The following is an 18,928-nucleotide window of genomic DNA, read 5'->3' on the forward strand; positions in this document are numbered from 1 at the left end:
GTCCGCTTTTGAACCTTCTCATTGTACTTTTATGTTTATGGGGCGTGTTCACTTGCAGTTTGCTTTTATTTACTGTTTGTTTTGTTGCGATTTTTGATTTTGCTTTCTCACTTCCTCCGCAGTTGTTTCTTCTGCGAATTCCGTACCGTACTGTCCAGGTTGTGACTGGGCTGAACGTTCATTTTGCTTTCTAACTTTTTGCACGTTCGTCCCTGCTTTTGACTTTTTCGGCATCGCTATCACCTCCGCAGTACTTACGTTTCCCAATTCATCAAAAAATATCCGAATTTTTATAAAATATATTGCTTAATTTTTAAATGAGATACAGAAATTGGATAACTGTCTAATGCTTCTTTTTTTACAAATTGGAATGTTGAAGGTTCTAAAAATGTATGGACTGTAATATCATAAACGAATAAATCCCATATTATATGACTAAAAATATGTGTAATATTTTCTAATTGCCGGTTTACTGTTACCTTCATTTTCAAATTTTTTTCAATCATTTTTTCCATCGAATCGATTGTAAGTCTTTGTTTTTCTATCATTGGAAATTGCCACATATTTGCAAGTAACCCTTCATTTGGTCGTTGTTCAATAGCAATATTTCCTGATTGGTCACGAATAATAAATGTATAATAGGCAATTTGTTTTTGCTTTTTCTTTTTTAATTTAATAGGTAATTCCGTTTGTATACCTAGCTCAAATGCGCGACAATTTTCACGTACAGGACAGTGCAAACAACCTGGTGATGTCGGTGTACAAATAAGTGCACCTAATTCCATTAACCCTTGATTAAAATACGATGGGTTTTCTTGTGAAATAATTTCTCTTACAATTGCTTCAAATCTTTTTCTCGTTCGTTGCTCACTAATATTATCCTTTATCGCGAGTACTCTTGATAGGACGCGCATAACATTTCCATCTACTGCTGGTTCCGGGTGACCATATGCAATGGAAGAAATCGCACCTTTTGTATACGGCCCAATTCCTTTCAACTTCCCTAATTCTTCTGTCGTTTTTGGCATGATACCATCATATTCATCTACTACCTCTTTTGCTGCAGTGTGAAGGTTTCTAGCACGTGAATAATATCCGAGTCCTTCCCACACTTTTAATACCGCTTGTTCGTCTGCTTTCGCCAAGTGAAATACATTCGGATATGTATGAATAAACCGGTTATAATAATCTATTACCGTATCTACTTTCGTTTGTTGCAACATAATTTCCGAAATCCAAATTTTATACGGGTCGCTCGTTTCACGCCAAGGTAACTCCCGTTTATTTTCATCAAACCATGTAATTAAACGCTTTTGAAAAGAATTTTTGTCAAAATTATGTAATGTTTTTTCCGTCAAAATCTCACATCCTTATGGTACAATTATAGTAAGTAAGAAACATACTAATTTAAAGGAGGGTTTCCACGATTATGGATACTGGAACCCACGTCGTCATGGGAATTGCACTCGGTGGATTAGCAACAATCGATCCTATCGTTGCGAATGACCCTACACTTTTTAACGCTGTATTAGTCGGTACTGTTGTAGGCTCCCAAGCCCCTGACTTTGATACCGTCTTAAAACTTAGAAATAATGCTGTATATATACGAAATCACCGAGGGGTTACCCACTCCATTCCAGCGGTGATTTTTTGGGGAATTTTGATTTCCTCGATCATTTATCTTTTCGTACCAGAAGTTAGTTTTTTACATTTATGGCTATGGACCTTTTTAGCCGTAATTATTCATGTATTTGTCGATATATTCAATGCCTATGGTACCCAAGCATTACGGCCATTCAAAAGAAAATGGGTTGCTCTTGGGTTTATCAATACATTTGATTCGTATATTTTCTTTTTACATGTTGCCGGAATTATTGCGTGGGCATTAGGGGCGAATCCAGCACAAACATTTATCATTGTCTACACTGTCATCGCATTATATTATGTAAAAAGATATTTAGATAAACGTGATATCGTACGAAAAATTCACGAATATTTTCCAGACACAGAATATATTGCTACATCACCAACGATGAAACAAAATGATTGGCGCGTGGCAATTACGACAAAAAATCGTTTTTATGTCGGAACCGTAAATAATGGGCATATTCAATTAATTGATGAATTTGAACGTGTTCCACTTCCCGATACGAAAATGATTAATATTGCGATAACAGATAAAAATATTTCTGCTTTTCTATCCTTCTCACCTGTATATCGGTGGGAAATCGTTGAAAATGACCGTTTCACAGAGGTCCGCTTCATCGATTTACGATATCGCGCAAAAGGATATTATCCATTTGTTGCGGTCGCACAAATTGATCGGGATGATCAAATTACAAACTCTTATACTGGTTGGATTTTCTCCGAACAAAAACTACAACGTAAATTATTATTTGGAGATAATGTAACATAAAACAAGCTGAGACAAGTTGTCTCAGCTCTTTTATTGTTTAACGACATCTCCTAGTAAAGAGATTGGCAATGCTTCTTCGAGCTCATGCATTTCTTCTAATAAATTTATACGGTGCCCCCATGCCATAATGCCATTTATATAATTAATTTTAAATTTATATCCAGGATCTCCTACTAATTGATGGATATCCCCAGCATGAAATGAATCTGGATTTAACGTGTAAGAAGTAACAATTTGAATTTTTCGTTCTAAAATGGCAACCTTATTAACTTCTCCTAGCTGTTCTGCTTTTTGTCTTTCTTCCACTAATTGTCCTAATTCGGTTCTTAATTGTTCCACTGTATAATCACTATAACGAATACTCATTTTTTCATCTCCTCTATTGTATCTTACATGGAATCACATTTATTTTCTACAAATTTATTGATTCGTTCCATTGCGAAGCCTTTTTGGTAAAGGGATGCCCTAAGACGTTCTTTCAATTCATAACCTTCATATTTCTTTTCAAGTTTTCGATATAATTTTTCTCCTTGTTTAACTAACTTTTCATTTTCCATTTCATCATCCATTTCAACAGGAATTTCAGCTATCGCACTTGCTATAACATCATTTGCAAAACCTTTTCGCATTAATGTTAGTGTAATTTGTTCTTTTCTCTTTTTGAATGGATGCTTACTTTTTTTGCGAAATTCTTTTTTCGCAAATTTATATACTTTCTCAAATTGTATTTCTCTAGTATATTGTTGCAACACATTTTCAATAATCGAGGGGCTAATGCCTTTTTCCATTAATTCTTTTTTAATGACGTTCGGCCCTTTTGACGTTAATAAAATTCGATCTTTCACAAATGCATTGGCAAACATGTTATCATCTAATATTTGCTCTTGTATTAACCGTTCCATCGTCATATCAATAATGAACGGATCGACTTCCTTTTTTTGTAAATACTGATATAATTCTTTACAAGAACGCATGCGGTAACTTATATAGTTCACACCTAATAAATAGGCCTGTTGTCTCGTTTCCGTTTGTTGGATACGATTTATATCTTCTGTAGTTAATTGTTGACCTTTATGTAAATGTTCTTTTATTAACGTATCTTCATCTACACTAAATGCATAATCTTCATTTATAAATATATTGTAGCGATTCGTCGATTTTTTTTGAGTAGTTATTTTCGTTATTTTGCTCAATGATTGACTCACCTCTCTCTTTATTCTAACATGTATAGAGGATAATGTTCGATCATTTAATATTTTAGAAAGTAGGTTAAAAAATTGAATATATTAATGACTGGTGGGACAGGTTTTATCGGGTCTCATTTCATACAACGTTTAGTAGCTGAAGGGCATCATGTGTATGTTTTAACACGTCACCCTAAGAAATATAAAGATACAGAACATATTTCATATATAAGTTTCCGTTATTCAATGAAAAAGTTACCCTTTATTCATGCAGTGATTAATTTAGCTGGGGAATCTTTATTTGGTTTTTGGACGGAAGAAAAGAAAGATAAAATTGTCGCTAGTAGAATAGCGGTAACAGAGAAATTAACAAATATGTTAATGCAAATGAAGGAAAAGCCGGAAGTTTTTATTTCTGGTTCTGCAATTGGATTTTATGGAACTGCTGAGGATGCAATTTTCACAGAAAATACGGTAAGACCGAGCGAGGATTTCCTTGGGGAAGTTACGAGTAAATGGGAGCGTGCCGCTAAAGTTGCAGAAGATTTAGGGGTTCGTACAGTGTTTGCTAGATTTGGAGTGGTGCTTGATAAGCAGGATGGTGCTTTGCCACAAATGGCCCGTCCGATAAAATTAGGTGTCGGTGGAACGATCGGTTCTGGTGAACAATGGATGTCATGGATTCATATTAATGATTGTGTCAATTTACTTTATTTCATTTTGAAAAATGACACAATGACAGGGCCAGTTAATATTACTGCCCCACATCCCGTTCGTAATAAAGAATTTACAGCTAGTTTAGCTTCTATATTAAAACGACCTAATTTATTTACTATTCCAACACCAATTATAGATAAGGTTGTTGGAGAAATGGGCCAATTAATTACAGAAGGGCAATATGTATTACCGAAAAAGGCATTAGAGCAAAACTTTATTTTCCATTACGAGCATGTAATGGATGCCTTAGAAAATATTTACCAAAAATAAAAGCGAATCCCCTACTATAGTTAGAAGAGGTTGAGGCAAATCAAAATGGAAATCAAAAACACATTTGAACACTTCGTATGGTGCAAGAATTGTATCATGTTCTCCTGATAAGTTCGCATCGAGTTAATACAAAGAAAGTAATGAGGCGAAAACTTAAAAGAAAGTTTTACTTTTGTCGCCATATATTTCTTAACTATATAATGTTTCATGATATAATGTGTTGCTAATTTCGATTTTCCTTCATGTCACAACCTCTTTTTCATTGCCTACTTGTAGGTTGAATGATACTACTAGCCAAACTTTCTCGATTGACTAATTTCGAAATAATATAAATCACTACGATAATAAGCTTCCTCATATTCGATGATTGATTGATCTTGTCCTTTTATAATCCTTTCAGCTTTTAAAATACAAACTGTTTCATCTACTTGAAGATACTCTAAGTCTTTTTTAGGAATAGGACCACAGTTTATTTTTTGATTTGCTTCTGAAAATGGTATACCTAACTCATTTTGAATAACATCATATAACGTTATTTCGTTTAAATCATAGGTGGACAATTGTTCCCCTATATAAGTTGGGTAATATTGCTGTTCAATTCCTATTGGGATATTATTTGCTAGACGTATTCGTTTTAAATAATATACTTCATTATCTCCCATTATTTCCTTTATATGATCGACTGCTTTTATTTTTTTGAATTCAATTAGTTTTGCACCTGGTTCCATGCCTAAATGATGAATGACCTCTGTTGTACTACTTAATTGACCTAACCAACTATCTAAAGGCTTTATGGACACATAAGTACCTTTTCCATGTTTTTTTACTAAAACACCTTCCCGTACTAAAGCATTGATTGCCTCTCTAACCGTACTTCTACTTACATCATACTGTTTCATCAATTCTCTTTCACTTGGAATACGGCCTTCATAATTACCATCAAGAATCTGCTGTTCAATATTTTCTTTTAATTGAACGTGTAACGGGATATAACTATCTTTTTCCACTATAGTCGACTCCTTCATTTATTCACGTCTAATTCCTATATTTTTAATATCATATTATACCATAACGTAGCTACCGAATACTGCTATTAAGATAAAGCTGACAATTCCTACTGATACAGCTGCAATAAAACCAATATAAAATGGTTTTATGCCTATACCTTTAAACTTAGCAAAATTTGTTGATAATCCTACACCAGCCATTGCAATACCTAATAAATATGTCGTACCGAAAGAACTGATACTATTATATATATTACTCCATTGTGTACCATTAACTAAACCAAAAGCTTTTCCTGTATGGATAATAGTCATATCACCAATTGTTCTTAATAATGCACAAAAAAGAAAACCGATTACAAATAATGGGATGAATGTATACCACTTCGGTAAATCTTTTCTCTCCTCCTCCCCATCCTTTCCCTTGTAAAATAAATACGAGACAAAAGGGATAATTATAATAATAAATAAATTTCGTGTTAATTTAGTTACTGTTGCCACGTCTACAACTTTGTCTGTCCGAAACATTTGATCATATATTAACGCAGAACCCGTTACTTGTGCGGTATCATGAATTGCCGTCCCTAAAAACATCCCCGCTTTTACTGGGTCTGTCGCAAAAAAATAATGTGCAATAAAAGGGTATAGTACCATCCCAGTTAAACCAAAAATAGTAATATTCGCTACAGCATAAGAAATTTCATCTTCCTTCGCCTTAATCACTGGTGATGTTGCCATAATTGCTGTTACCCCACAAATACCTGTTCCACAAGCAATCAATGTTCCGAGTCGTGTCGATTGCTTCATCTTACCTGTTAAATACAATGTTATAAATAACCCAGCTGAAATACATATGACGATTAACGGAATCCCTAATGCACCTAACTTCAATGCTTCCGTTAAACTTAAACGTAGTCCAAGTAATATAATTCCAATACGTAACACATGTTTTAAGGAGAAACGAATACCATACAAAAAATAGTCTTTTACTCCAACTATATTCCGAATCAAAATACCGATAATAATAGCAATAAATATCCCCGAAATTGGTGAGCCACTACCTTCTGCCAACACTCCAAATTTGATGAGTAATATACCAAAAAAGTCTGCCCCTTTTACTCCTAAGAACATAACTATTATACAAAGTAATAATCCTGGAATGATTTTTTTCATTTGAGTAATAGTCTTATTATACATAACGGTTCCCCTTTTCTAGTATTCCGTTTATGCAGTGCAACCTTTAAAGAGGTCATATATAATATTAAAAAATATAAATACACCTAATATAAAACTTTGCCACAAATTCGTTTATTAGGTGTATCTATTACTGTCAATTTTTGTTTATTCTTTCCATTCCTCATAATCTAAATGTTTATATTTATCTAAAAATCGCGTCGGCATTTTTAAAGCATCTTTTCTAAATGGTGGTGCAAGTAATGTACCATCCACTCGAATATCAATGACTGCGGGACGATTCGCTTCTAATGCTTTACGTATAGTAGTTCCAACATCTTCTGCTTTATCGATCGTAAAGCCTAATGCACCCATTGCTTCTGCAACTTTCGCAAAATTTGGCCCTTCAATATTTGAACCAACAAAACGGTTATTATAATAATCAACTTGATTCTTCTTCTCTGCTCCCCAAGCATGGTTATTAAACACACATGCAATTACCGGTATATTTTGTTCTACTGCAGTTGAAACCTCATGTAAACTCATCCCCCAAGCACCATCACCAACAATGGCAACAGATGGTGCAGATTGGTCGGCAATTTTTGCACCGATTGCAGCTGGATAAGCAAAACCACAGTTTCCGAATGTTAATGCTGCAATATGTCGTCGTGATTGATTAAATGTTAAATAAGCGTTCGCTGTGGAAGAGACATTTCCAATATCGGTAGAAATCATCGTATTTTCAGGTAATGCTTTGCGCAACTCTAACAATGCTCTCCGTGGATTAATTGGTGATGCTTCCACCATCGCTAAGTCCACTAATTCTTTTTCCCATTCTTGTTGTCGCTGTGAAATTTGTTGTAATCTTTCTTCATCTTTTTCTCTACTTTCTTGACGCAGCTGTTCATAAATTGCCTCTGTCGCTGCTCTTGCGTCCCCAATAATCCCAACCTCAACTGGGTGCGTTCTTGCAATATGCCGTGGGTTTATATCAATTTGAATAATAGCTGCATTTTTTGGAAAATAGTCTATATCATAACTAGGTAAGGTACCAAACACAGACAATCTAGTACCGATAGCTAATAAAACATCCGCTTCCTTTAATGAATGCATAGCTGCCTTTGATCCCATGTAACCAATTGGACCGACTGCTAATTCATGATTACTCGGAAAGGCATCATTATGCATATATGAAACTGCTACAGGTGCTGTTAAATGTTCGGCAATTTGTTTTACAACCGGGATTCCATCGGCATCCACTGTTCCTCTCCCAGATAGAATGACGGGCTTTTTTGCATTTTTTAATAATTGTACCGCCTTTTCTATTTGCGCAGGATCACCTGCTCCACGCTCACTGACACGATATTGATGAGGCTCTAATATATAATCTTCCAACTCACCATAAAAATAATCTCTCGGAATATCATATAAAACTGGTCCCCGTTCTGCATAAGCAATTCTAAAAGCTGTACGTAAAGTATCAGCGACTCGACTGGGATGTGTTACACGCACTGTTTCTTTCGTTATAGACTTAAAAATCGACACTTGATCAGCCTCTTGGAATCCATCCCAACCAATAGATGGAGTACCTGCCGATGGTGAAATAACGACCATAGGTGTATGTGCATGGTTTGCTGCAGCCACAGAGGTTACCATATTTGTAACACCTGGCCCGTTTTGTCCAATCACTACTCCAGCGACGCCAGAAACTCTTGTAAAGGCATCTGCAATATGAGCTGATGATTGCTCATGTCGAACAGGAATAAAATCAATTCCTGCTGTCGGCATTAGGTCTAACATATCCATAAATGCCGAACCTAAAATACCATAGATTTCTTTAACTCCTTCTTTTACCAATGTCTCAACAATTGCTTCACTAGGTGTCATTTTCACTTTTTGCTTCGTTTTATCCATTACATTTTTCAAGTGAACTACCTCCTAATATAGATTAAATTTCATTTAAGCCAGCTACCAATGTATCGACAATAAAATGTAAATCTTCTTCTGATGTTATAAAAGGTGGTGCCACAATTAATACATTATTTTGTCCTGGAACCGTATCACCATTACGACCAATAATTAATCCTTGTGACTTACAATAACTTATCACCCTTCCTATCGCTTCGTCTGAGAGAGGCTCACGTGTTTCCTTATCTTTTACCATTTCAAGCCCAGCTAAAAATCCAATTCTTCTAACTTCTCCTATATTTTCATGTGAAATACAATCTTGCAAGCGCCCTAAAATAGAATACCCTAATTCATCTACTCTCTCTACTAGATTTTCCCTTTCAATAATATCGATATTTTTTAAAGCTACAGCACATGCAGCTGGATGCCCTCCGAATGTAGATACATGACGAAAATGTGTATCTTCTCCACCCTCTCTAAATACATTTGCAATCTCTGCTTTTACTGATGTTGCCCCGAGAGGCAAATAGCCACTTGTAATCCCTTTAGCCATTGTCACAATATCAGGTTGAACCCCTTCAGAGTGTTGGTAGCCAAACATTTTTCCAGTTCTGCCAAAACCTGAAACAACTTCATCACAAATTAACAAGACATTATACTTTTCACATATTTCTTGTATACGTTGCATGTATTTAAATGATGGAATAATGACACCACCACCTGAAATAAAAGGCTCCATAATAAAAGCCGCTACAGAATCTTCTCCTTCCCAATTAATCATTTCTTCCACTAATTGTGCTGCTTTTAAATCTGACGCTTCCTTATCCTCATCACCAAAAATGGAGCGATAACTATATGGAGGATATACATGCAAAAACCCTGGTACTCCTGGGTCATATTTAATTCGCCTGTTAGCCTGTGCCGTTGCACTTAATGCCCCTAACGTAGAACCATGATATCCCCGATATCTTGAAATAACTTTGTATTTTCCGGGATTTCCCGTTTGGATATGATATTGTCGTACGATTTTGAACGCAGTCTCATTCGCTTCCGAACCGCTGTTGGAAAAAAATGTCCGATATCCTCCACCTAATAATTCACTAATCTTTTTCGATAATTCCATTGCTGGTTCATGGCTGTTCGTTAAAGGAAAATACGATAATTCACGCATTTGCTTTGCGGCGGCTTGAACGATTTCTTCATTTCCATGACCTACATTTAAGCACCAAAGCCCAGAAACTCCATCCAAATACGCCTTCCCATCACTTGCGACAAACCAAGCACCTTCACCATCTTTAGCAATCATCGGACCTGACTTAGGATCATGCCGTCTAATAGCATTCCATAAATACTGCTCATTATTTTCTGTTGTCATCGTCATACAAAATTCCCTCCCATACATTTTTCTTCCTCTTCATTACATAACAATCCATGGAAAGTAAATTTCTGTATCTAATTATTAAAATTCCTATTAATTAAACATCATGACGTCCGTACCACCTATATTAATCTCATTTTAAAATGGATTGTTTCTCTTGTCAATAGTACTTTTAAATTTCCCTTCATATTTTCATCAACATTGGCACCGAGTGGAAACCAATGTTGATGAAATACACCATTTAATATACAAGCAATCTATGTCAATGCGTTTTTTCATCATGATTAATAGATTGCTCTACCTCCATTTGATTTCCAACAATAGTTCGAATATCCATCGCTGACTTTTTTAATACGACTAACATTGTAATGATGGCTGCTATAGGGATAGCAAATTTCAAAGGATACACTGGCAACTGCACAGAAGTTGGAGTCATTTCTAAACGTCTAAATGAGGCAAATGCTGCATCAAATCCTCGCGTAATTAAAACGTACAAATATAAATATGTTAAAACAGAGGTAAATGTATCAACGATCGCTTTCGTCCTATTAGATAATCTTTCATAAAATACATCTAACTTTACAAACTCATTATTATTTAATGCATATGGCCCTGCTACACAAGCTAATAAAACCATGCTAAATTGTATCGTTAATGCAATCCATTGTGTTGGCGAATTGAAAACATATCTCAATATTACTTCAAATAACCCTAAAACCATTGCATATAAAATTAGCAGCCAACCGATACGTCCAAATATGTTTGATATTAAATCAATTCCTTTTCCTAGTGTTTCAAGTAATTTCATCTTTCAAATTCGCCTCCTTTCCCAAATATGTTCAACAATGTCATATTAAGTTTTAATCCTCTATTTTTCCTTTGTCAATCATAAATTGTTTATAAACTTCTACTCCTTCAGCAGTTGCATCTGAACCTTTCGCAACTTCTGGCCAAATTAATTCAATTGATTTTTCACGCATATCGGCTAGTTCATCGTCATCAAGTGTAATAATTTCACCTCCACTATCTTCAATTGCTTGTAAGGAAGCTTCTACACCTTCCATATGCAACTCGCTTGTTTCTGTATATATTTCTTCAAAAACACCTTCGATTTGTTCTCGTTGCCAATCATTTAATTCATTCCAACGATCTAAATTAATATAGATTTCTTGTGCTTGCGACGGATTCCATCCCGGTAACATTGCATAATCAATTACTTCATGGAACTTCATACTTTCTACACCACCAGTATCCCACATTGTTCCTTCAATCGTTCCTAAATCTATTGCTGTATAAATTTCATCCCCTTCAAACGAAACAGGGGTACCTCCCATTGCTTCTAGAAATATTGCTTGTGGACCACCGGCACGTAATTTATGGCCTTTTAAATCTTCCATACTATTAACAGGGAATTTAGTGAACATCGAATTGGGACCTTGACTAGTCCATCCAGCCCAATGTAAATTATTTTCATTTGCTGCTTCCCGAATAATATTTGCGATACTACCGTCGTCGTATTCCATCACAACTTCCCAAGCTTCTTCATAATCTTCTGCTCCCATTGCTAGACCATACGCGAGCATTCCTTCTGGCATTTGTCCACCATAAACTGTTGCCCAACCGGCATACACATCTATCGTCCCATCAGCTGTTGCTCCAAATGCTTCTCCACCACTTACAATCGAACCGGCAGGTAATAATTCAATTTGAACCGTACCTTCCGTCGCTTCTTCTACTGCTTCTATCCAAGGGACTACGCCATTATCCCAACCCGCATCACCTGAATCAAATGCCGGTTGAAAAACCCATTCAGTCACATCACTCGGTGGGCCATCTCCCCCACCATCTCCACCATTTCCACTAGAATCTGCATTACCTGAACAAGCAATTAAAGTAATAGATGCCAATAAAATTACTAGAAATAGCCAGTATTTCCTCATGATAAACCCTCCTTTAATTTATTTGCATTCAAACTTCATGTTTGCTCTAAGCGAACGTCCTTCATTTCCCCCTTTTTTATTTTAATAATTTATTTGGTAACCATAATGCCACTTCCGGAAATACGATTAAAATTGTTAAGGCGATTAGTTGAATAGCAATAAACGGTAATACTGCTTTATACACTGTTCCCATATGAACGTTTTTCGGTAAAATACTTTTAATCCAAAATAATACAAATCCAAATGGTGGTGTTAAGTAGGCAATTTGAATATTTACTACTAACAAAATTCCATACCATAAAGTGTCAATACCTACTTGATTTAATATCGGAATAAATAGCGGAGTAGTCATCATAATAATTGCCCAATCATCCATAACCATCCCTAAAATAAGTACAATGAACATCATACTAAGTAAAATTCCCATATCTCCACCAGGCATAGATAAAACAATATTTGTTATAACTCCTTGCCCACCCACCGCACTGAAAACGTTTACAAAAAAGTTTGCTCCAATTAAGATCCATAATCCCATACCAGTTAAATTTACGGTAAAAATTAAGGAATCTTTAATAAGTTTCCATGTTAACTTCCCATATACGGCATTTATTAATAAGGCTCCTGCTGCTCCGATTGCTGCAGCTTCAGACGGTGTGGCAACTCCCGTCCAAATAACACCTAACACTAACACAATTAAAATAATAAACGGCCATATGCTGAAAACAGATAATAATTTTTCACTAAGGGAAAATCTCTCATCTTTTGGGGTAGCTGGACCCATTTGAGGCTGTATGGTACAACGAACAATGATGTAAATGGAGTACATGATAGCTAACATGATGCCTGGAATAACTCCACCTAAAAACAATGCACCGATGGATTCATTAGCTAATACACCGTAAAAAATAAAGGGAATGCTTGGAGGAATTAAAGCACCTAAGGCACCACCTGCGGCAATAGATCCGATTGCAATTTTTTTACTATAATTATATTTAATCATGGAAGGATATGCGATTTGGCCCATCGTAATCGTTGCTGGAGGAGTAATACCAGTAATCGCAGCAAAAATCATACAAACTTGGACAGTACCTGCGGCAAGGCCACCTGGAAATTGGCCTATAATTTTATAAGCGGCATCATACGCTTTCTCTGCAATTCCTGAAAATCGTATAATGTTTCCCATAAAAATAAATAAGGGAACGGTAACAATAATATGTTGCCAGGGGGTAGAAAAGAATTGACTTGGAGCTGACATTAAAACTCTTGGTTCAAAAATCATGGCAAAGACTACTGCAGTACCACCAAGTCCTAATGCTACGGGTAATCCTAAGAACAAAAATACAAATAGAACGATAAACATTAGTACCGTAATCACTACTGCACTCAAAAAAATCCCCTCCATTCAAAAGTAAATAACATTATCTATCTTTATTTATATTTTATTTGAATTATCACTCTCAACGTAAAATATAGAACTTGACGATGTATAGTTATGTAGCCTTACTTTTTATACATAATATATAGAGGTATTAAATGTCCTGTCATCCGTACCAGTTTCATTTATATTTAATTATATATTACGTTTAATCATTTCACTTGTCAATAATATTTTTCTAAATATTCTGTCATCATTTATATCCAAACCTATATACTAAAAGCGTTTATATAAGGTTATTTTTTATTTTCTTCCCCTTGTAAAATATTATATATTCTCATAATTCAAACTTTCGTTTCACACTAAAAAAACTACTGAAAATATTATTAAATCAACGTTTAAAGCCATAAAAATTTTTATGTTTTTTTCATAAAAAATGCTTCCCTTTCTCTCCTTTTTCGTGTTAAAATGAATTAACAAAAAATAATGACATAAGGGAAGGCAAATGGTGCGCCACCAGTTTACTGGTTCTAGTAGGTTCGATTCCTACCCCGAATTTATGTAGCTACTATCACTTAAATTCGTTGGGTGCCACCGAAGATTTTCCTTATGCATGCACCCTAACCATGCCTAAATGATGGTAGATACATATGTCACTTTAGTGGCAAATTTATCATGAAGGAGGGTGCATACAGATGCTAAAGAAACGTGAGTTACACGAAGTACCTGTATTATTTGAGTTATCTTCTCATCCTGACGTATATCCGTACGTCCGACATAAAGCCGAAACGAGCGATGAATTTTATTTTTTAACAAAACAGTTATTAGAACAAGAAGATTTTGGCACATTAATATCGCGAACAATCACTGATGAGTTCGAACAGCCAATCGGCACGATAAATTTATATGACATCGAAAACAATAGTGGCTTTTTAGCTACATGGATTGGCAAACCTTATTTTGGTAAAGGATATAATCAGCTAGCGAAAGAAGCTTTTTTCGAAGAATTATTTTTTCTATCAACTATTGAAATTATTTTTATTAAAATTCGTAAATCGAATGCACGCTCCTTACGAGCGATTACTAAACTAAACTATGTACAATATGCAAACACTTTATATCCTGATGTTTATGACAATATCAATAAAGAAGAGGAAGTGTATGACCTATTTGTAATCACCAAAGAACATTATTCATCGTACGTTCAATTTGCTCAAGTCGGGGAAAGAGAAGAAGCGGAAGTCGTTTCTTAAACAAAATCGTGAACTAAAAGAAACTTGTGAATTTACACAAATATTCTTTTAGCTCACGATTTTTTATTTACATAATTGTATTCTTGTTATATAATGTATATAACACACAAACAAAAGGGTGATGACATGTACATTTCATTAGATTTTGAATCGGAAGTACCTATTTATGAACAATTAAAAAATGAAATCATCATCGGTATTGCAAAAAAAGAACTCACTCCTGGTGAGCGTCTCCCTTCTGTCCGCGCTCTAGCGAGTGATATTGGAATTAATTTACATACTGTGAATAAAGCTTATCAACAATTAAAACAGGATGGCTTTTTATTAATTCATCGTCAACGTGGTGTTGTCGTTCACCCGGATGGACCGGAAAAAGCGGATGAAATTTATAAAAATCAATTACATGAAACGTTAAAACCTTTAATTGCTGAAGCATTATGTAAAGAAATCGACCAAGAGGAATTATTTGCAATGATGACAACTATTTTCGATGAATTAGGTAGGTGAACCATATGATAACCGCAATTTTTTATATAAGTATGCTTTTAATCATGGTCTTTATTTTTAGTATTCTTCCATATATAACTAGGAGAACAGAGCAATTTGGAGTAACTATTCCATACAAAATTTATATGAGGACAGATATTAAACAAATCCGAAAAACATATGTTTTTTATACTATTTTACTAGGGATCATTATCGCATTGTTACAATTATGTCTACACATTTTCTTTAGAGAAAATGTGCAACATATCGGGTTTACCATAAATACATTTTTATTTATCATCCTCTCCTTTTTTGTATATTTACAATTTCATAAAAAAATGAAAAACATGAAAGCGAAGGAAAATTGGTCAGTAGAGAAAACACAGCGGACTGTTATTGATACTTCCTTTCATCTTGAGAGAAATGTATTATCTAATTGGTTTTACCTCATTCCACTTGTTGTAACGATTGGAACAATTCTATATACATTTTTCATGTATGATAGTATACCGAATGAAATTCCGATGCATACAAACGTTAACGGGGAAGTTCGCTATGATGCAAAAACACCTTTTAATGTTCTAGTTATGCCTGGAACGCAACTGTTTATGATTGGTTTGTTTTTCTTTATTAATATCATCATTGGAAAGGCAAAACAACAAATTCACGCAGGAAATCCAAAAGTGTCCAAAATACAAAACCAATTATACCGAAAAAAATGGTCACGCTTTTTATTCATTTCAAGTGTTTTAATGGTACTTATGTTTTTATTTATTCAATTAACATTTATTCATCCTATACTTCAAAAATATGAAACACCAATAACACTTGTCATTATCGCTATCATTTTTATTGGATCAATTATCTTATCGATTCGAACTGGGCAAGGTGGTAGTCGACTTAAGATTGATGATGACCAAATAGATGATCATATGATAGATCGTGATGAAGATGAACATTGGAAATTAGGTCAGTTTTATTTTAATAAAAATGACCCATCTATTTTTATTGAAAAACGATTTGGTGTTGGGTGGACAAATAATTGGGCACATCCGATTTCATGGATATTGTTGCTGTTAATTATTGGTACAGCTATCGGTATACCTTTACTATTAACAAATCTTTAAGGAGGAAAACATAATGGATATAAATTGGAGTCTTATTGCACCACTACTTATTTTACAAATTGTTTTAATGGTTGTTGCATTATTAGATATACGAAAAATTGAGCAAACGAATGGGCCTAAATTAATTTGGGTACTCATCATCATTTTCATTAGTACAATCGGTCCAATCGCCTACTTTATATTTGGTAGAAAGGAATATGACTAATGTTTCAAATCAAAAATTTAACAAAAACGTATGGAAAAACAACTGTTGTAGATAACGTCTCTTTTACATTAGAACATAATCGGTGTATCGCTCTCATCGGTCCGAATGGTGCCGGTAAAACGACGACATTACGCATGTTAACTGGCGCCATTAAACGAACGAATGGAACATGTATAAAGACAGATCAAAAAGAGGCAGATATTCGGAAATATATTGGCTATTTGCCACAAGAACCGACATTTTATCCGTGGATGACTGGAATACAATTTTTAACATATTGCGCCAACATTCATGAAATTTCTAAAGAAGTGGCAAAAGAGCGAATTGATGAAGTACTAAAGCAAGTTGATATATACGATGCACGAAATAAACGAATTGGTGCTTATTCTGGTGGTATGAAGCAAAGATTAGGTATTGCACAAGCAATCATTCATAAACCTTCCCTACTATTACTAGATGAACCTGTTTCTGCACTAGACCCTATTGGGCGTCGTGATGTTTTAACATTGATGGAGCAATTAAAAAAAGAAATGACGATTTTATTTTCTACGCATATATTAAATGATGCAGATGAAGTGAGTGATGAACTAATTTTAATGCATCACGGGAAAGTTGTTGAATCTGGAAACATGGCAACATTACGAAAAAAATATGAAACAGCAATCATCGACATTCAATTCTCTGAAAATAATGAGGTATATGAACAGCATGTTCGTGCATTACCTTCCGTCATTGATATTAGTAAAAGTCGTTCGATGATGCATGTATCAGTGACAGATATCAAGGATGCTCGGCGGGAAATTTTAGAAAAAAGTATGACAGAAAATTGGCCACTTCACCATTTCGCCGTAAATGAAGCATCGTTAGAAGATATGTTTATGAAGGTGGTGCAATCATGCAGTGGATAGCATTATTCAAAAAAGAGATAGATGAAAGTTGGCATAATAAAAAATTAGTTTGGGTACCACTCGTCTTTATTTTATTAACGATTATGGATCCGATTACGTATTATTATTTACCAGAAATATTAGAACATACTGGTGGTGTCCCAGAAGGAACTATCTTTGAAATACCTGAGATGCGTGCAGAAGATGTAGTAATGCTTAGTTTAGAACAGCTTGGCATGTTCGGTACGTTACTAGTCGGTTTTATTACGATGGGAACGATTGCTGGAGAGCGTAAATCAGGAACAATGGAAATGATGTTAGCTAAACCAATTCGTATGAATCATTTCATTACATCCAAATGGGCTGCAAATGCATTGCTACTTATCGGTGCGTTAACGATTGGATTAGCTTTTAGTATGTATTATATTTCCATTTTATTTACGACATTGAACATTTCCACAATCATTGGTGTGATTGCTTTTTATAGTATATGGTTACTGTTCGTTTTATCGATTTCTATTTTTTATAATAGCTTTATTCGTTCGCCGGGCGCTGTACTTGGGTGCACAATTTTTACGATTATGGTTTTGAGTACTATAAAAACCGTTTTCGGACATAAACTGACCATGTTGCCAAACCAAATGGCGAACCATATCGGTACATTCATCGAGGACAAACATGTCCATACAGAGCTAATGGGAACATCTGCGATAACATTATGTGCAGTAATTATTCTCGTTATCGCTTCGATCATTCTCTTTAAAAAATCGGAAATGGTGTGAACTAGATTTTATCTTTTTTGTAAAATAGTAAAGTTAACACAAAAATATCGTCATGTATATGTGCAGTCACTTCTCCACCTTGCTTTTGGAGAAGTTGCTGTACAATATGTAACCCTAATCCAAGTTGCCCATTCTTACAAACTATGTCATATGATAACGTATTTTCACACAAAAAGTGACATAAAACATTGAGCACGTTTCATGTCACCTTTTTTGTATATTTAAATAACTAATTCATTTTGTTTTCTTTGTAATACAATCTTCTTGATTATCAATGTTTGGATAATCACAAACAATCCACTTACTGCCCAATATAATGGTAATGCAGCAGGTAAAGTAAAAGAAATAATACCTATCATTATCGGAGACATATAGCTGAATAACATCATTTGTTTACGCTGTGCTTCTTCTAATCCAATTAGACCAACCCTCGCTTGGACAAAATAAATTGCCATTGCGATGAGCACAAATAAAATGTCCGTTTCTCCTAAATTAAACCAAAGAAATGATTGTTCTGCGATTTCAGGTGTTCGTCTAATTGCATAATAGAAACCTATTAAAAACGGCATTTGTAACAAGAGAGGTAAACAACCAGTCATCATTTTAAATGGATGAAAATCATATTTTCTATAGAGCTCGCCTAGTTCTTTTTGTAATTGTAATTGATCTTTTTGATTGCTTTTCCCTTTATATTTTGCCTGAATGTCATCCATCTCTGGTTTCATTAATTTTATTTTCCTTTGAGATTCTTGGCTATTCACGGATTGCTTTATAAAGAATGGCATTAATATAAAACGAATCACTATCGTAATTAAAATAATTG

General features: G+C 34.7%; 20 protein-coding genes. 8 read left to right on the plus strand and 12 right to left on the minus strand.

What is annotated here, in order from left to right; genetic code table 11:
• Positions 1 to 69: 69 nt before the first annotated feature.
• A complete protein-coding gene (locus tag SPD45_RS02515; RefSeq protein ID WP_336266027.1) occupies positions 70 to 234 on the minus strand; it encodes a gamma-type small acid-soluble spore protein in 165 nt (54 codons plus the stop codon).
• A gap of 56 nt (positions 235 to 290) precedes the next feature.
• Positions 291 to 1,358 carry an A/G-specific adenine glycosylase gene (gene mutY / locus SPD45_RS02520; protein WP_336266028.1) on the minus strand — a complete coding sequence of 356 codons (1,068 nt, stop codon included), beginning with the start codon at positions 1,356 to 1,358 and terminating at the stop codon, positions 291 to 293.
• Between the two features lie 71 nt (positions 1,359 to 1,429).
• Between mutY and SPD45_RS02525 the strand changes: the two genes are divergently transcribed.
• Positions 1,430 to 2,416, plus strand: a complete 987-nt coding sequence (locus SPD45_RS02525; protein ID WP_336266029.1) for a metal-dependent hydrolase — start codon at positions 1,430 to 1,432, stop codon at positions 2,414 to 2,416.
• A 30-nt stretch (positions 2,417 to 2,446) separates the two neighbouring features.
• Here SPD45_RS02525 and SPD45_RS02530 read toward each other — a convergent pair whose 3' ends face one another.
• Together SPD45_RS02530 and recX are read right to left on the minus strand one after the other, a co-directional pair.
• Complete coding sequence (locus SPD45_RS02530) at positions 2,447 to 2,782, minus strand: YfhH family protein (protein WP_336266030.1); 336 nt, start codon at positions 2,780 to 2,782, stop codon at positions 2,447 to 2,449.
• 23 nt (positions 2,783 to 2,805) lie between these two features.
• Positions 2,806 to 3,609, minus strand: coding sequence for a recombination regulator RecX (recX, locus tag SPD45_RS02535; RefSeq protein ID WP_336266031.1), 804 nt, complete (start codon positions 3,607 to 3,609; stop codon positions 2,806 to 2,808).
• Between the two features lie 84 nt (positions 3,610 to 3,693).
• Here recX and SPD45_RS02540 point away from each other — a divergent pair, with 84 nt between their 5' ends.
• Positions 3,694 to 4,587: a TIGR01777 family oxidoreductase gene (locus SPD45_RS02540; protein ID WP_336266032.1), complete on the plus strand. Its 894-nt coding sequence runs from the start codon at positions 3,694 to 3,696 to the stop codon at positions 4,585 to 4,587.
• Positions 4,588 to 4,877: 290 nt separating this feature from the next.
• Here the strand turns inward: SPD45_RS02540 and SPD45_RS02545 are convergent, their stop codons facing one another.
• The 7 genes from SPD45_RS02545 to SPD45_RS02575 form a co-directional block, all read right to left on the minus strand.
• Entirely contained in the window at positions 4,878 to 5,594 is a 717-nt protein-coding gene (locus tag SPD45_RS02545) for a GntR family transcriptional regulator (protein ID WP_336266033.1), read from the minus strand.
• 54 nt (positions 5,595 to 5,648) lie between these two features.
• Positions 5,649 to 6,788 (minus strand): YeiH family protein, encoded by a 1,140-nt coding sequence (locus SPD45_RS02550; protein ID WP_336266034.1) that lies wholly within the window; start codon positions 6,786 to 6,788, stop codon positions 5,649 to 5,651.
• 144 nt (positions 6,789 to 6,932) lie between these two features.
• On the minus strand, positions 6,933 to 8,678 hold the full coding sequence (gene xsc, locus SPD45_RS02555) for a sulfoacetaldehyde acetyltransferase (RefSeq protein ID WP_336266064.1): 1,746 nt from the start codon (positions 8,676 to 8,678) through the stop codon (positions 6,933 to 6,935).
• Positions 8,679 to 8,712: 34 nt separating this feature from the next.
• On the minus strand, positions 8,713 to 10,053 hold the full coding sequence (locus tag SPD45_RS02560; RefSeq protein ID WP_336266035.1) for an aminotransferase: 1,341 nt from the start codon (positions 10,051 to 10,053) through the stop codon (positions 8,713 to 8,715).
• A gap of 259 nt (positions 10,054 to 10,312) precedes the next feature.
• A complete protein-coding gene (locus SPD45_RS02565; protein ID WP_336266036.1) occupies positions 10,313 to 10,858 on the minus strand; it encodes a TRAP transporter small permease subunit in 546 nt (181 codons plus the stop codon).
• A 52-nt stretch (positions 10,859 to 10,910) separates the two neighbouring features.
• Entirely contained in the window at positions 10,911 to 11,990 is a 1,080-nt protein-coding gene (locus SPD45_RS02570) for a TRAP transporter substrate-binding protein (RefSeq protein ID WP_336266037.1), read from the minus strand.
• 76 nt (positions 11,991 to 12,066) lie between these two features.
• On the minus strand, positions 12,067 to 13,377 hold the full coding sequence (locus SPD45_RS02575; protein ID WP_336266038.1) for a TRAP transporter large permease: 1,311 nt from the start codon (positions 13,375 to 13,377) through the stop codon (positions 12,067 to 12,069).
• A 683-nt stretch (positions 13,378 to 14,060) separates the two neighbouring features.
• Here SPD45_RS02575 and SPD45_RS02580 point away from each other — a divergent pair.
• From SPD45_RS02580 to SPD45_RS02605, 6 genes are all read left to right on the plus strand, one after another.
• Entirely contained in the window at positions 14,061 to 14,618 is a 558-nt protein-coding gene (locus SPD45_RS02580) for a GNAT family N-acetyltransferase (protein ID WP_336266039.1), read from the plus strand.
• Between the two features lie 126 nt (positions 14,619 to 14,744).
• Entirely contained in the window at positions 14,745 to 15,125 is a 381-nt protein-coding gene (locus tag SPD45_RS02585) for a GntR family transcriptional regulator (RefSeq protein ID WP_336266040.1), read from the plus strand.
• A 5-nt stretch (positions 15,126 to 15,130) separates the two neighbouring features.
• Entirely contained in the window at positions 15,131 to 16,231 is a 1,101-nt protein-coding gene (locus SPD45_RS02590; protein WP_336266041.1) for a DUF1648 domain-containing protein, read from the plus strand.
• Positions 16,232 to 16,244: 13 nt separating this feature from the next.
• Positions 16,245 to 16,436, plus strand: coding sequence for a PLD nuclease N-terminal domain-containing protein (locus SPD45_RS02595; RefSeq protein WP_336266042.1), 192 nt, complete (start codon positions 16,245 to 16,247; stop codon positions 16,434 to 16,436).
• Positions 16,436 to 17,344, plus strand: coding sequence for an ABC transporter ATP-binding protein (locus tag SPD45_RS02600; protein ID WP_336266043.1), 909 nt, complete (start codon positions 16,436 to 16,438; stop codon positions 17,342 to 17,344). The genes SPD45_RS02595 and SPD45_RS02600 overlap by 1 nt, the downstream gene beginning before the upstream one ends.
• Entirely contained in the window at positions 17,332 to 18,105 is a 774-nt protein-coding gene (locus SPD45_RS02605) for an ABC transporter permease (protein WP_336266044.1), read from the plus strand. Before SPD45_RS02600 ends, SPD45_RS02605 begins: the two co-directional genes overlap by 13 nt.
• Positions 18,106 to 18,326: 221 nt before the next feature.
• Here the strand turns inward: SPD45_RS02605 and yidC are convergent.
• The coding region (gene yidC, locus SPD45_RS02610) for a membrane protein insertase YidC (RefSeq protein ID WP_336266045.1) at positions 18,327 to 18,928 on the minus strand (602 nt) is incomplete at its 5' end.

This window comes from Pseudogracilibacillus sp. SO10305, assembly GCF_037072005.1.
GTDB classification, from domain to species: domain Bacteria; phylum Bacillota; class Bacilli; order Bacillales; family Amphibacillaceae; genus Pseudogracilibacillus; species Pseudogracilibacillus intestinigallinarum.